This window comes from Stenotrophomonas maltophilia (assembly GCF_025642255.1).
In the GTDB taxonomy this organism is placed as follows: domain Bacteria; phylum Pseudomonadota; class Gammaproteobacteria; order Xanthomonadales; family Xanthomonadaceae; genus Stenotrophomonas; species Stenotrophomonas maltophilia_P.
Map to the genome: position 1 here is coordinate 2,378,296 of NZ_CP106759.1, position 14,060 is coordinate 2,392,355.

The window sequence follows — 14,060 nt, forward strand, 5'->3', positions numbered from 1 at the left end:
TCAGGTTCCCAGGAAAGTCTCGCCGAACAGCTTGCGTGCGGTGGCCAGGGCCAGATCGTCACGGTCGAGGAAGCTGCCGAAGCGGTTGAGGTTGTAATCGCCGCGCAGATAGTCGTCCACCCATTCCGAATGCTGGATCCGGATCAGGAAGTCGCCGGCTTCCGCCGGGTCCAGCACCGCACGCAGCACCTGGCGGTCGGCGCCGTTGAAACCGACGATCATGCTCGGCGCAGCGTCGTTGCGGATCAGCACCGCCAGTTCGAAATCGCCGCGGGAGACGAAGCTGGACAGCAGATCCAGCCAGAATGCCGCCACCAGTGGGCGATAGGCCGGGTCACGGACCAGCGGAAACACCAGCGCCTTGTCGATGTTGACATCGCCCCCGCTGAGCACCGGCTGCAGCAGCAGGCCCAGTGCCGGCAGCACCTGTCGCAGCGCCACCTCGCCGTGACCGGAATCGCGCAGGCGCGACTCGAGGTCTGCCACGGAGGTGCTCTCCAGGAAGTCCTGGAAGCTGCCGTTGTAGTCACCGGGATCGGTGCTGATGCTGAAACGTGCGTCCGCCAGCTGCGCCAGCGCCTGCGCCGCGTCGCTTTCCTGGTAGGCCTGGCGTGCCAGGCGGGCCAGCCCTGACCAGGCGTTGGACATCGCCAGCGGGCTGCGGCCGATGAACGGCAACGGTTCCGGCGCATCCAGGCGCAGCGCGGACAGCAGCGGGAAGCGGCGTTCGGAGGAATCGCGGCTGGCCAGGAAGTGCCCGCACAGCACCATCTTGCTGCGAGAACCCAGGAACGCGTAGTGGATCTCCGGTGCCTCGTCGTAGCGCTGCTTCCAGTCCGGGCTCTGGCTCAGCAGTTCCAGGCTCTCGCCCGCCCACCGGTCCAGCCAGCCCAGCAGTTGGTGATTGTCGGCCGCACGGACGAAATCACCGCGCGACGGCACCTTGCCGAAGTAGGAAACTCCGGCGCTGACGACGCGGCTCATTGCGCACCTCCCGTGGTCTGCGCCGCAGCAGGCGCGGTGGCCGCCGGCGCGGGCGCGGCAGGGGTACCACCGGCCACCCGCTCGGGAAGCTGCAGGCCACGCTGCCAGTCACCGCCGCCCTCGCTGCCGCTGCCGGCCCGGCGGACGATGCGCATTTCCACCGTCACGGCCACACCATTGCCGTTCCAGGTGATACGGCTGGAATCATCCAGCCGCTCGTATTCGCCTTCGGCCATCAGGCGGTTGAAGCCGTTCGCGCCCGGTGCACTGAATACCTCCACGGTACGACCATCGCCGGTCACCGCCGTGATCTTCACGCCCGGCACCTGACCCGCGTTCGGGTACTGCATGGTGGTCCACTGCGGCGGGGTATTGCGATAACGAAGCACCTGGCCATCGATCTCGATGCTGTACTCCAGCGCGCCGGCAGCCGGCGACGGCAGGATCTCGAAGATCGTGGTGTCCTGCGCCGCGCCGGCGGCAGAGCCGCTCACCCAGTTGCCATAGTTGGCAACCAGCTCAGCCGACAGGTTCACACCCTGCCCTGCCCAGCGGCGGGTCTCCAGCAGCGGACCGCGCTGGATCACCAGCGTGCCGAGCGCGTCCTTGTTGAAGGCGGCAATGCTGCCACTGGCACCGAAGATGCCGGCGATGTCGCTCGGTGCGGCATCCACATCCGAGTTGAGGTTGAACGGGTACTGCTGCCCGATGCGTGCCTTGAACGGGTCATAGACCTGCGCCTTCCAGGTCTTGTTGACCTCATCTTCGGTCGGCGGGATCAGGGCGCTGAAGGTCTGGGTCAACGGGCGCAGCAGCAGCGGGCGCAGGGCTTCACGCTGCTTCTCGTCCAGCCCGGTCAGTACCTGCTCGTCGACCAGCGCCAGGCCCGCGCTCAGTTCGGAGCCTTCATTGCTGAAGGTGTCCTGCATCAGCTTGCGGGTGCCCACGCCGATTTCGCCCTGGCTCTTGATGGCATTCAGGCGCGCACGCAGTTTGCCCAGTGTCTCGAAGTAGGCCGTGATCACTGCCGGCTGATCGCCGCGCTCACTGGTGAGCCGCGCGATGCCTTCGAACGCCTTGCCGATCGGACCCACCGGCTGCGCGGCGGCCGTCGCTGCCGGGTCCTTGCGCAGGATGGTGCGCTGGAACCAGGCCACGAAGCCCTTGCGCGCCTTGCTCGAACGCGCCTGCGCCGGCGGGTTGTCCCATACCGTCTCCTCGTTGATGCGCTCCAGCAGAACACGGAGCGGCGAGTTGCCGGGATCACCCAGCTTGTTGATGCGGGCCACCGCCTCGTCGAACGTACTGAACTCGGCCACGCTCAGGCCCTGCACGAACTTGCTCCACTCGCGCGCGTAGTCGTTCTTGTACAGGGTCACCAGCTCGCGCGAGACATGCTCGGGGCTGCCGGCCAGCGACAGATCGCTCTGCTCGGTGGTACCCAGCACCCAGTCGGTGGTGCTCAGCTGGGTATTGGCTGCTTCCTTGATCGCATCCTTTACGTACTCTTCCCACGCCTTGCGCGTGAACGCACCGGAAATCGCATAGCTGCCGTTGATCAGGCGCCCGTTGCGCTCCACACCCACCAGGCTGTCGACGGTGGTGGTTCCGAAGCGGGCGCCGGCACGTGCCTTGATCTGCGCGTACACGCGCTCCATCGCCGGCTGCCCCTTCATCACCTGCCCCAGCGCCTGGCGCGTGTCGGACACCAGCGTGACCTTGTTCTGTATCTGCGGCCAGCTGGGCTGGCCCGCCTGCGCCACGTAGAAGGTCATCAGCTTCTCGGCCGCGCGCACCATCTCCTCACGGCTCATCTGGCCGCGGTTGGCCTCCAGCCAGGTGCGCCAGAACAGGGTCAGCTGCTGCGACAGGTGAGCACCTTCGACGTACTTCGGGTTACCCAGCATCAGGTAGGTCTTCAGTGCGTTGTACGCATCGTTGGTACTGGTCGGCGATGCGTTCTGATACAGCACCTCGCTCTCGGCGGCAGCGCTGCTGCCCTGGCCAAGCTTGTCGCGCTCGGCGACCACCTGGCCGAGATAGTTCTCCAGATTGGAGACGGTCGGCGCCAGCATCACCTGCTGCATGCCGTGGTTGTACTCACGCAGCAGCTTCTCGCGGATCGCGGTGCCCTGGTACAGGCCCAGATGGGTGGTGATGCCGCCCTCCTTGCCATAACGGTCCAGCTGCTCCATGCGATCCTGCAGCAGAAGCAAGGCATCGATGCGCGACTTCAGGTCCATGCGGTCCTTCTGCACGCGCACGGCCTGATCCAGGTCCTTGGTGGCATTGGCCACCAGCTGGGCATTGGTGGTGTACGACCAGGTCCACAGGCCCAGCGCCAGCGCCAGCACACCCACTGCGCCCAGGAACACGCCATAGCGCAGCCGGTTCTGGTGCGGGCTGGAATACTGCCGGACCAGTTCCTTGTCGGCGAAGATCACCTTGCGGAACAGGTCCTTGAGGAAGAACGCGGTATGGCCGGTCGGCGCCTCATCGACATTGGACCCGCGCTCCAGGTTGAACTGGCGGCCGACGCGTTCGGACGCGTGATGCACCGAACGGCCTTCCTGCAGTGCGCTGGAGAAGTAGAAGCCACGGAACACCGGCTTGAACTGGTAGGGGTTGTCCTCGAACAGCGTAGCGATGAAGGTGCGCAGCGCCGGCTTGATGCCGACGAACTCCAGCGGCAACGACAGCAGCCCAGGCGAGACTTCACGGCCACGCTGCATCGCCATGTGGGTCAGGCTCATTTCCTTGATGCCTTCGGCCAGCTCGTCGAAATGGCTGTCGAATGCCGCCAGCGCGTCGCCCTGCTGATGCACGTCGAACGGCAGCGTCGCACCCCACACATGCTCGCGCTCGCCGGGATCGAGGTTGCGGAAGAACTCGCTGAAACCGGCGATGAGGTCGGCCTTGGTGAACAGCACGTACACCGGCGCGAACACTTCCAGCCGCTCGGTGATTTCCTGCACGCGCTGGCGCAGGTTCTTGGCCAGCTCGATCGCGAACTCCGGCTTGCTGCCGGACAGCTCGGCCAGGCTGGCGGCGATGATCACGCCGTTGATCGGTGCGCGCGGGCGGTTCTTCTTCAGCAGGCCGAGGAAGGTCAGCCACTCCATGCGGTCCTCGACGCTGACCGAGTAGCGGCCAGCGGTGTCGAGCACGATACCGTTGGTGGTGAAGTACCAGTCGCAGTTGCGGGTACCACCGATGCCCTGCACCACGTTGCCGCGGTTGTCCTCGAACGGGAACTGCAGGCCGGAATTGAGGATGGCCGTACTCTTGCCCGCAGCCGGATTGCCGATGATCACGTACCACGGCAGCTCGTACAGCGCGGCGTTGCCCTTCAGCACGCCCATCCGCGAGGACTTGATCTGCTTGACCGCGTCCATCATGCGCGTGCGCAGCGCCTCGGTATCGGCACGCTGGGCGGGTTGAGCGGTGGCTACCGCCTTGTCCGCCTCATCCTTGACCATCGCCTCCACGCGCTTGGCCGCGCGACGGGCCAGGATCCGCTTCACGATCCAGACCAGCAGCGCCAGCACCAGCAGGCCGGCCAGCACGATGGCCACCCAGATGCCGATCTGCCGTGCTTCGGCCTCACCGTAGTGGGCCAGCGCAGCGGCACCGACCAGGCCGAGCACCATCCAGAGACGGTAGTCGCGCAGGTAGTAGCTGAAATTGCTCAAACTCATGCAGGGATCCAGGAAGTCAGGGGGCCGACGGCGCATCGGCCGCCTGCGTCGGGGAAGGAAGAGGGTCGACCAGGCCGAACAGTCGCTGCTGGTTGTCGGCCACGCCGAGCAACAGCACCGGCTCGGCCTGGCGGTCAAGCTGTGCGCGGGCCAGTGCCAGCTGCGCCAACGGCAGCACCGGGCCCAGTTCGCCTGCGCTGATCGCCAGCGCCAGGCTCTGCGGACTGAAGTCCAGGTCGGGAGCCAGCGACGCCGTGATGGCGGCGGCATCGACCATCAGATCGCCCCGGTGATCGGCATCATGCAGCACGAACTGGGCCTGTGCGCCCTCCAGGCCCAGCGTCTGCTGCCACTGCGCAGCGAGCGTCGCCAGCTGACGGCGCTGTTCGGCCGGCCGGGTTGCCTCGATCTGCTCGGCGCGTACCAGTTGCGGGCGCCACAGCCGCGCGTCGCCTTCATGGGCAACGCCCCGGCTCGCCAGCAGGACGCCGGCAGCACCCTCGCCCGGTATGCGGCCATCCGGATTCTGTGCGGTTGCCAGCACACCGGAGGACTGCCATGAGGAAACGATGGCGGCATCGATCGAAGAAGACGCGGACACCAGCAGGTGCCAGCGTGGCTCGCCCTGATCCAGTGCGTCGATCACCCGTTGCAGGTGCGGCCACACCTCGCGTGCGCCGTCCAGCGAGGTGACCCGGACATCGAAGCGGCGCGCATCGATGCCTGCCATCCGCGCCTGCTCCAGCAGCCATGTCTGCACCCAGGGGCGCAGCGCATCGGACCAACTGCCCGGCACCAGCAGCTCGACGCTCAGTACGTTCTCCACGCGCTGTTCGTCGCGACGCCGCAGACCGGCCACCACCACTTCCTCGGAAGCCATGATTTCCGGCAGCGCCGCGGATGCTGCCTCCAGCAGTTCCTCCAGCACCGGCTGCAGCAGGGCAAGCGCACGCCGTTCGTGGGCTGCGGTGTCGATGCCGTCCTGACGGGCCTGCAGCACCAGGAACTCATCGAGGTCCTGCGCCGCGCTCATGCGCACCGGCAGGTTGTAGTTGTCGCGGAAGCGGCCATCGAGCGTCGGACGCGGCGGCGCAGCGGCAGCAGCCAGCCATGATTGGGCATCCAGATCCACACCCAGCCTGAGGCCACCGGCAATCAACGCCACCGATGGCGGCACCATCACCTTCGTCGCGACCGCTTCGCCTTTGCCCTTGGTCGGCTCCCCATCGTTGGCCGCAGCCTTGTCCAGCGCCGCATCGACGCCACGGCGCGCGGCGCCACGCAGCATGAAGCCGGCACCGCTCAGGCCGACGGGCAGCAGGCCCAGGTAGGCCAGCATCTGCATGCCGGTCGGTACCGTGCCGCTGTTGCGCCAGTAGAGAATCGTCGCGCCCCAGGTGGCGACGAAGATCATCACCACCGAAGCTGCTTTGCCCAGCCATCCTGCCATCAGTTGCCCTGCTCCATGCGCTGCTCCTGTCGACCGCGCAGGTCAACGCAGACCGGTCATGGCCTGTGAAGCGACCAGCGTCGCTCCACACGCGGTGCGGTCGCCGTCGCGCGCCACCGGCTGACCGTCGATGAGCACTGTCGCGTCGCCACTGACAATGGTGGTGGCGCCGTGCACGGCGCACAACGCACGATCACCGACGCGCGCCACCGGCCTGCCATTGATGTCGGTCTGTCCGGTGCCCGCCACCACGGTCCCTCCGTGGCTGAGCGGGTCACCGACGACGATAAACGGTCGTGCCATCCATCATGCTCCTTGATCCATGTGTGACCCGGCGTTCCATCGCCCCCCGGTTCCCCCGACGACGCAGGCCATCGGCGTAACCATACCAGTACCGCCGTGCGGTTATCACCCTTGACGGGACAGTTCCTCGCGCTTTGCCACCCGGGCGGCGCGGCAGCGGTCCGTCATTTCCACGTGAACATAGTCCTTGATGCTCCGCCAGTTTCCGCCCCAGTCCAGGCCCGCCTGTTCAGCCAGCTCGCCGTACAGGAAGTACCCACGCCGGGTCCACGGATCTTCCATGTCCCATTGCAGCTTGCCATCGCGGATGGGTGCGCTGTCCACGCCCAGCCCATACTGGTGGCAGCTCTGCCAGGCACCGGCCCGGGTCGCCTTGCCACCGGCCATCAGTTCGGCCTGCCGCTGCGGACTGCGATAGCCTTCGATCAGCACCATTTCGTAACCGTACTGGCGTCGCATCACCTCATAGATGGCCAGCACGCGCTGCTGCAGATCGGGATCGATCTGACCCCATTTGCGATCAGCCGTGACGATTTCAGGCCGCAGACGACGCACTTCGGCAGTGGTGAACACCTCCGGCGGCGGCGGCGGTGGCGGCGTCAGCCGCTCCCCGCGTAGCAGCTGGGCGACCATCGAACTCGATTCCGCCAGATCATCGCCCCTGAAATCCTCCAGCACCACGGTCTGCCGCGTGACGAATATCACAATTGGAGGAATCAGCAGCAACGCTGCGGCGACAACCAGAATGAGCCAGTGGCGCCGCAGTGCGCCGTGCACGGCTCCGACCTCTTCACGAACCCCACTGCGCACGCGGGTGGCGCCGTGGCCGACCCGGTCACCGACCTGCCCCGCCCGACGACGGAATCCGCCCAGACGCTTCGCGATCGCCTGACGCAGCGATTCGACCGTCTCGGGGAACAACAGTACCCAGCACACGCCAGCCACCAACAGTACGACGGCAATGGCAGCAACCACGATTGGCAACACCGGTCCTCCCTGACACGCGATCTGGTTGACGCCCCAACCGCTTTCACTAAGAATGCGCAAATTCGCTTCGGCAGTTGCCGACTCAAACCAAGGGCTGGATGCACTTGAATAATGGCGGAATCAATCGGCCAAGTCTGCTCTCAGGGGGAGCGCAGGCAAAGGGCCAGGCCCCGAATTCGGGCCGTATTCTGGCAGACATGGAGGGCCGGCAGGCAACCGCGTCGCCACGTGCCGCACGCGCGCCGTCCAGCGGCAAACGCCGTACGGTCCTGTGGCTGGCATTGGCCAGTGCCGTGGTCGTCATCGCCGGGCTGACCGCCTGGGGTCTGTCCGGTAGTAATGACTACAGCGACCCGTCCGAGTATTCACTGACACCCGACACCGGCCATGTGACCGGGCACCCGGACGCCCCGTCGGTGGCACCGGGTGAAGGCGCCGCGATGATCGTCGATGCGCCCGCTTCTCCGTCTGAGCCGGCGCTGCCGGCCACCGCCGGGAGCCCACCCGCTCCTGCCGCTGACGCGGCAACCGCTGCTGCGGGCGCTGCCGCAACCACCGGCACCGCTGCAACGACGCGGGCACGGGGCGCCCAGCCGGGTGAACGCAGCAGTCGCGCCGCCGGTACCGCAGGCAAGGGCGATGAAAATCTGCTCGGCACCCTGCTCGGCATCATCAAGGAAGAGGACAAGGCCAAGGCAAAAGCCAAGGCCCAGCCTCAAAGCATGGATGATCTGATCGCCCAGATCGAAGCAGACCAGCGCAAACGCGCCGAAGACGAGCGCGCCGCGTTCGAGCGCGTGGCCAGCAAGAAGTCCGCCTCGACCGAATCCAACATCCAGGCGCAGCTGCGCAGCTGCCCCAGCCCTACGTCACTGAAAGGCGTGGACTGCCGGCGCAGGATCTGTGCGGCGGTGAGCGGCAAGGATCCGGCCTGCCCGGCGATGTGATCCCGAGCCCTGCCTGCTGACGCAGGCAGGGCGCTGCCGCAGCGGCCCGCTCAGAGCGGACGCCGATCCGGCTCGAACTGCGCCATCACCTCGGGTTCCACGAGCCGAAGAGGATCGTTGGCATCGATTGCGCACTCGTCTTCCACCCACTGTGGCCACACGGGCGCGCGGCAGGATCGAAGGACCAGCCATCTGCACAACACCAAGGGCAGCAGCAAGGGCATCAGGATGAAGCGTGCGCCCAGCAGGCTGGGACCGAGACTGGCCACCACGAACAGGTAGCAGTTGCGCCATGACGGCGTCACGGACAGATTCATCTGGCGACCCTCGATGGTATCGACCACCTCTGCCGGCCCCTGCTCCATGTAGCGGCGAATGAACTCCCAGATGCCGCGGATCTTCTGTTCGTCATCGAAGTAGTGGCCCACCGCGAAGGTCCGTTTGATCACCCGATCCTCGAGGATGCTGCAGCGCAGGTCGCGCAGGAACGCCTGGCTGGTCCCCTGCCCGATGTAGAACACGGCCTCATCCCATGGCACGGATACAGCGCCCTCTTCCCCACCCGTGAAGAAGTAGACCGTCCGGTTGCGCCGGTTGAACCGTGTCGGATACCAGACATAGGTGAAGAACTCGTAGCGCAGCGTCGTGTGCCAGAACAGCACCGGGGCACCGACCACGCACACGCCGACCATGGCGTACATCACCCAGTCCCAGAAGTCGCCTTCCAGGTTCGGGATCACCAGCGTGAAAAGCAGGAAGAAACCGAACAGGAACAGGGCCAGCGTCCCCAGCAGGACCATGGTGGTCGAGACCATTCCGCGCAGGCGGAACCTTCGGTCGATCAGATCGATGTAGGTCGAGTTGAAATGAACCAACGACGCACGTTCGTCAGGTGCAACCTCCTCGGCGACCCGAGGATCGAAACGCGAGGCGCTCTCCTGCGCCGAGAGAAAGCGATCCGTCGGGAAACTGCGCATCCAGCCGCTGTACATCCGTGATCCTCGCTCACTCGTCTGAGCGAGAATGCCACGCCATGCATCCAACGCCCACTTCACGCATTCAACGAGGTTGCCTGCAGCTGCTGACGAATCTCATCGTTACGGGCCTTGGCTGCCGTGATCGAGTCCTTCCAGAAGCGCTCCATTTCATCGGCACGACCTCCGGATCTATCCACGCGTCCGTACACAGCCGGTGCACGTAGCGGGGGACTGCCCGAAGGCTCGGACTTTCCGCGCCGGGTCACAGCTGCCGGCCAGACCGGCCTACGGCACGACTTCATTGCCAGGAAGCGGAACAGGGCCCAGGGCAAGGTGAGCGGTAGCGCGATCCACATCAACCCGGCGCCCGCAGAAGAGACATGAATGATGAACGCGTTGCGGAAGCTTGGTACTACCGAGGTGTAGAGCTGCAATGGCGGAAACGGAAGTGCTGAACGCCCTTCCTCCATGAAGCGCCGGATCATCTCCCAATGTGCGAGCGTGATCGCTGGGTTGGGACCGCTGTCAGATCCAACAGCAAACGTATAGACGACCTGCTCCCCATCCATTACAAGCCCCCGAAGATCGTAAGTACATCCCTCATCGGGGCCCACAGGCTTGTCCCTACCAATAACAAATCTAACATCCCGCCATGGAACCGAGACCACCCTCTCACGCTTACCCGTAAACACATGTACCTGTTGTGCGACTCGATCAAACCGAACTGGGTAGTACTGATAGCGTAGAACATCCCGCAAGAGCAGCTTGCAGAAAATGAACGCCAGAAATGCAACACCAAGAGCGATCAAGCCTCCGATCGCATAAGTATCACCTGATTCGAGCGGCCCAGTTCGGTCAACCAGAGAGGAAGTTGCGTGCAGGATCGCCACGACAAATAGCAATCCCAGCGCAATGAAGACACTCGCCCCCATCAATGCCCAACCGCGATATAGGAAGTGACGATCAACATACTCAATGCAATCATCATCAATGGCGATGATTCCCTTATCGATTGGCACAAACGTGGATGAGTCGAAACGGCGCACATCAGCAGCCTTTTCGTACTCAGTAAGGGGACGATTGTTGCGATACCTCTGGGCAAGCCAACCTGCAAACTGACTCACTACTCACGCTCCTGCAGGAAGCATAGCGTTATATGCCTCAACCTGCTTTTCAGGCGACTCGAATCTACCATGCTCATGAACTCCAAAAGGCGTCATATCAAGCCACCTCTCCACCTTATCGTCACGAATGAGATTGATAAGCCACTCGCCCAGCATACTTATCAACCCCAGCACGAGAAGTACAATAAAACCGACCCCCGCTGTCATGGCACCAACAAACATGAGGTAGGCCACTACTGCTCCCGCCACAGCAGTTGTTCCATAGAAGACCGCCATGGGAATATCTCCCGTCTTGATTGATTCATACATTTTCCACCCATCAACGACAGCCCCCATTAGCCCACCAACTGTGCCCAGCAATCTGCCGAGAAAACCGACAAGTCCCGCTCTACTTGCGACTTCAATTGCACCAAATCTGATCTCAGACGCCAAGGCTGTTCTGCCCCACATCGTCTTAGCCAAGGCCATCCCTGTTAGCTCAACGCTGGTGCCCGCAAATCCGACTAGCGCGGAGGCAAGACTCAACTGCCTACGACCGGCCGGCCCCTCCTTCTCCACATCCAGCTTGCCGTAGGAATCCGCGACGTTCCATGCATCCAGAACCAATCCAACAACTCCAAGACGCACGTCAAGGTTTACATGGGGAGCGCTGTACTGGGCAGCACGGTTCCTTACCAGTACCCGTATTTGCTCCTCACTCATCAGCATATTTCCCAAAGAGCCCGGCTGCCCATTCCGAACGGCTGCCATCGCCTCCTTGTCCCAGAACACAGCCCACTCAAATACTTTTCTCCCACGCGAGTTGCGATCTCCTGTAGCCACCCTTGCGCCACTACGCTCGCTGAGCTCCTGTCGAAGATGCTGATCAACACGCGCTCTCAGTTCCCTCTTGTTGACTCCAGCTTGCCCCTCGCTCAGTGCCTCCACCAGAAAGTGCGCCATCTCGCGCTCCGAGGCACGGATGCTAACCCGTTGGATCCGCTTTCCTGAAAGGACCCCAAGCAAGCCAACCAGATTATTCCTTGTCGCGGCAGAAATGGCGATATTGATGCCTGCCTTTGCGACTGTTGATCCTGCCTTGGTTAGGGCTGTTACAAACATCCCAGACATCTTGAAGACAAGACCTGCAACCAAGCCTAACCCCTGTTGCAGCTCCTGGGGCTTGCTACCACCTCGGTCGAGAACGTGAGCATATGCCTTGAATATATTGGACCAAGCACCGGGGTTATCCGAGTTGCTCAAGAATGTCTTGGATTGCTTCTCAATAACCTCCGCCGCGATCCTATCATTGAGCGTCAGCGCTCGAACAGTGCAATTCTTGATGTCCTGAAAACGACCAGCGAGATCCTCCAGAAGCGCAGCCTGTACGCACCCAAATCCAACAACCCCTTCAAGCGAATTATCGACAATCTCCGTCAATCTCATTGAACTGTATGACAGCTCATCATTGTGATTACACGCCAGCCAAGTCCTGAAGTCCTCGCTCTTGTACCAGCGCACGAAACTCTGGGCAATCGGCGTCAGGTGCGAAGATGTGTATCGCTCCATTTCCGGCACGAGGCTTTTGTCAAACTGATCAAGCGCTTGCTGGCTGTAATCATCACGGTAGCGATCCCATGCGGAGTCTCTGGCTTTCTTGTCTTCTTCGGCCGTCAACTCCTCACGCATTTTGGTGATTCCCGCCGCATACAGCTCCATCGCCGCGCGCCCGGTGTACGCGCTGGCACGTACGGAGCTCAGCTTCTCTGCGGCCGCCTGATCCTCAATTGCCTGCCGGATTCCGCGGATCGCCACTGAGGTTGCATGCTTCCACCCCCTGTCATCTTCCTCTTCGAACTCTCGGGTCTTCTGCCGAACAAGTGCGGAAAGCTCCTGCGCTATTCCTGCGGGATCATTCAGCGCCACCATCATCGGACGCGCAGACAAAGAGCTCTTCTGAAGCCATGCCTCCATTCCTGGCACATCCTGTTTGCATCTTGAAAAAGGCGCAAAGGAGAACGAAAAGCCAGGATTAGCATACACATCAACGACTTCGAGAACCGTCTCAACTGCACGATCCACAGTTCGAGGCCTCCCAGGGTCCGCAGCCGGCGGCGGACTCGAGGGGAGCATAGGGATCTTCACTTCAGACTCGGATTTTACTCTCTTGCCAAACTTGAACTCGCTGACCATGGAGGGGGCGTCAGCCGCACTTCCCACGTGATCCAGCGACTTTCCTTTGAGCCACATCTGGACATCAATACAGCGCATGTGCTTCTTGCGCTCGCTGGATTTTCGATTTCGCTCCATGATCTCTTTCGTCCATGGAGCCTCCGAGAAGCCAAACCAAACTTTTCCAGCTCGCTTGGGGTCGGGGATGATAACGAAGCGGGCCACCTGCGAATCGGCCATTCGCGCGCATGTAGGTTGAAAATCTTCCTGCGGTGGAGGAGCCGCATGCGGATCGAACTCCAAGAGATAGGAGTCGCTGGTGATCTGATAGCCCTTCCATTCGCCACGGATCTCGTTGAATACATAAAGATACCCTTGGCGGGCAAGTCGCAACGTGTAGTGAGCCTCACTGGCCGGAAGGGTGACACTGGCCACATCCTTTCCAAACCCTCCTCCCAGCCTTGGCCCTTGCCACATTTCCTTGACGTCTGAACGGCAGATGGCGTATCTGATCGGAAGAATCGGCAAGCCGACCTGATCGCAGACATCACACTTCTTCGCGGGGTCACACGACTGTGTCGGCCTCTTATCCATGCTGCCAAGCTCCTTGTTCTGTCTGCTCCAATGAAGGTTCATCCACCTCTTCGTCGGAGGGGTCGCTGACGGCACTGCGGAACGCGCCAGGCTCTAAGCAGGCGATCCGAAGAGCCTCTTGATACCGCGGCGTGTTATGAACTTCGGGTGATTGAAATACTGAAGCAAATGCATACGCTTCCTTATCGTCAGGGTCTGTCAGCCCGCACTCGCCGGCCTTCTCCATCTCGTCAAAGACACGTCTCGAAAGCCCAGCACCCTCAATGCTCCCACCCTCTCGATGCAACCGATCGATCACCCTGTTAACAGAAGCCAACGAGGAAATCGCGTACAGCTGATCGGACGTTAGATGCATCCCATCCTTGTTACAACCACTGTTTTCGTATGATTGCCACCGCGCGCCCTTGTCCACGGTTGCGGTCCAGGCATTGATGGGACCAAGCAATGCATCCAGCTGCGACGACAAGAGAATCCACTTCAGCGCGTTCCAGACACGAGGATCGTAGTATCTGAATAGCATCTTCTCACCATCAAATTTTCTCACCATCATACGAGCCAAGTGATTTCGGACTCGCTGACTGTCGGCATTGCATTTCAGCAACGCCGAGAATGGGATGCGGTCATGATCGCGTGCGTAGTGCACAGTTTCATCAAGTGCCGCTAGACGCGCATCAGGCTCAATTTCTTCCAGTCTGATTAGATAGGGAAGAAGATGCTTCTGCCCAAGGAGCTCCTTGGGAACGATGGGTTCGCATGGCCAAAGCTTGGCGATACGTCGATCGATCTGGAGTGGATTGATCAACGCATACTGATGAGCTTCGAATAGCCGGTGATCGAGTTGCATC

The 14,060-nt window shown here is 62.3% G+C and carries 10 protein-coding genes; 1 reads left to right on the forward strand and 9 read right to left on the reverse strand.

Annotated features, from left to right (window positions below; all coding sequences use genetic code 11):
- The 5 genes from tagF to N8888_RS10875 all read right to left on the reverse strand — a co-directional run bounded on the left by tagF (position 1) and on the right by N8888_RS10875 (position 7,410).
- Positions 1–984 carry a type VI secretion system-associated protein TagF gene (gene tagF, locus N8888_RS10855; RefSeq protein WP_053518394.1) on the reverse strand — a complete coding sequence of 328 codons (984 nt, stop codon included), beginning with the start codon at positions 982–984 and terminating at the stop codon, positions 1–3.
- On the reverse strand, positions 981–4,682 hold the full coding sequence (tssM, locus tag N8888_RS10860) for a type VI secretion system membrane subunit TssM (RefSeq protein ID WP_263174660.1): 3,702 nt from the start codon (positions 4,680–4,682) through the stop codon (positions 981–983). Before tssM ends, tagF begins: the two co-directional genes overlap by 4 nt.
- A 16-nt stretch (positions 4,683–4,698) precedes the next feature.
- Positions 4,699–6,132, reverse strand: coding sequence for a hypothetical protein (locus N8888_RS10865; RefSeq protein WP_263174662.1), 1,434 nt, complete (start codon positions 6,130–6,132; stop codon positions 4,699–4,701).
- A gap of 42 nt (positions 6,133–6,174) precedes the next feature.
- Positions 6,175–6,435: a PAAR domain-containing protein gene (locus N8888_RS10870; RefSeq protein ID WP_053518398.1), complete on the reverse strand. Its 261-nt coding sequence runs from the start codon at positions 6,433–6,435 to the stop codon at positions 6,175–6,177.
- Positions 6,436–6,540: 105 nt separating this feature from the next.
- Positions 6,541–7,410, reverse strand: coding sequence for a M15 family metallopeptidase (locus N8888_RS10875; RefSeq protein ID WP_263174667.1), 870 nt, complete (start codon positions 7,408–7,410; stop codon positions 6,541–6,543).
- Between the two features lie 110 nt (positions 7,411–7,520).
- Here N8888_RS10875 and N8888_RS10880 point away from each other — a divergent pair, with 110 nt between their 5' ends.
- A complete protein-coding gene (locus N8888_RS10880) occupies positions 7,521–8,369 on the forward strand; it encodes a hypothetical protein (protein WP_263174669.1) in 849 nt (282 codons plus the stop codon).
- A gap of 50 nt (positions 8,370–8,419) precedes the next feature.
- Here the strand turns inward: N8888_RS10880 and N8888_RS10885 are convergent, their stop codons facing one another.
- From N8888_RS10885 to N8888_RS10900, 4 genes are read right to left on the reverse strand one after another with little or no spacing between them, the layout of a single operon-like run.
- Entirely contained in the window at positions 8,420–9,361 is a 942-nt protein-coding gene (locus N8888_RS10885) for a DUF6708 domain-containing protein (RefSeq protein ID WP_262218317.1), read from the reverse strand.
- A gap of 59 nt (positions 9,362–9,420) precedes the next feature.
- A complete protein-coding gene (locus tag N8888_RS10890) occupies positions 9,421–10,470 on the reverse strand; it encodes a DUF6708 domain-containing protein (RefSeq protein ID WP_146256223.1) in 1,050 nt (349 codons plus the stop codon).
- Between the two features lie 3 nt (positions 10,471–10,473).
- Positions 10,474–13,257 (reverse strand): T6SS effector BTH_I2691 family protein, encoded by a 2,784-nt coding sequence (locus N8888_RS10895; RefSeq protein WP_146256224.1) that lies wholly within the window; start codon positions 13,255–13,257, stop codon positions 10,474–10,476.
- Positions 13,208–14,059 carry a DUF4123 domain-containing protein gene (locus tag N8888_RS10900; RefSeq protein ID WP_081284442.1) on the reverse strand — a complete coding sequence of 284 codons (852 nt, stop codon included), beginning with the start codon at positions 14,057–14,059 and terminating at the stop codon, positions 13,208–13,210. The genes N8888_RS10895 and N8888_RS10900 overlap by 50 nt, the downstream gene beginning before the upstream one ends.
- Between the last annotated feature and the right edge of the window lies 1 nt (position 14,060).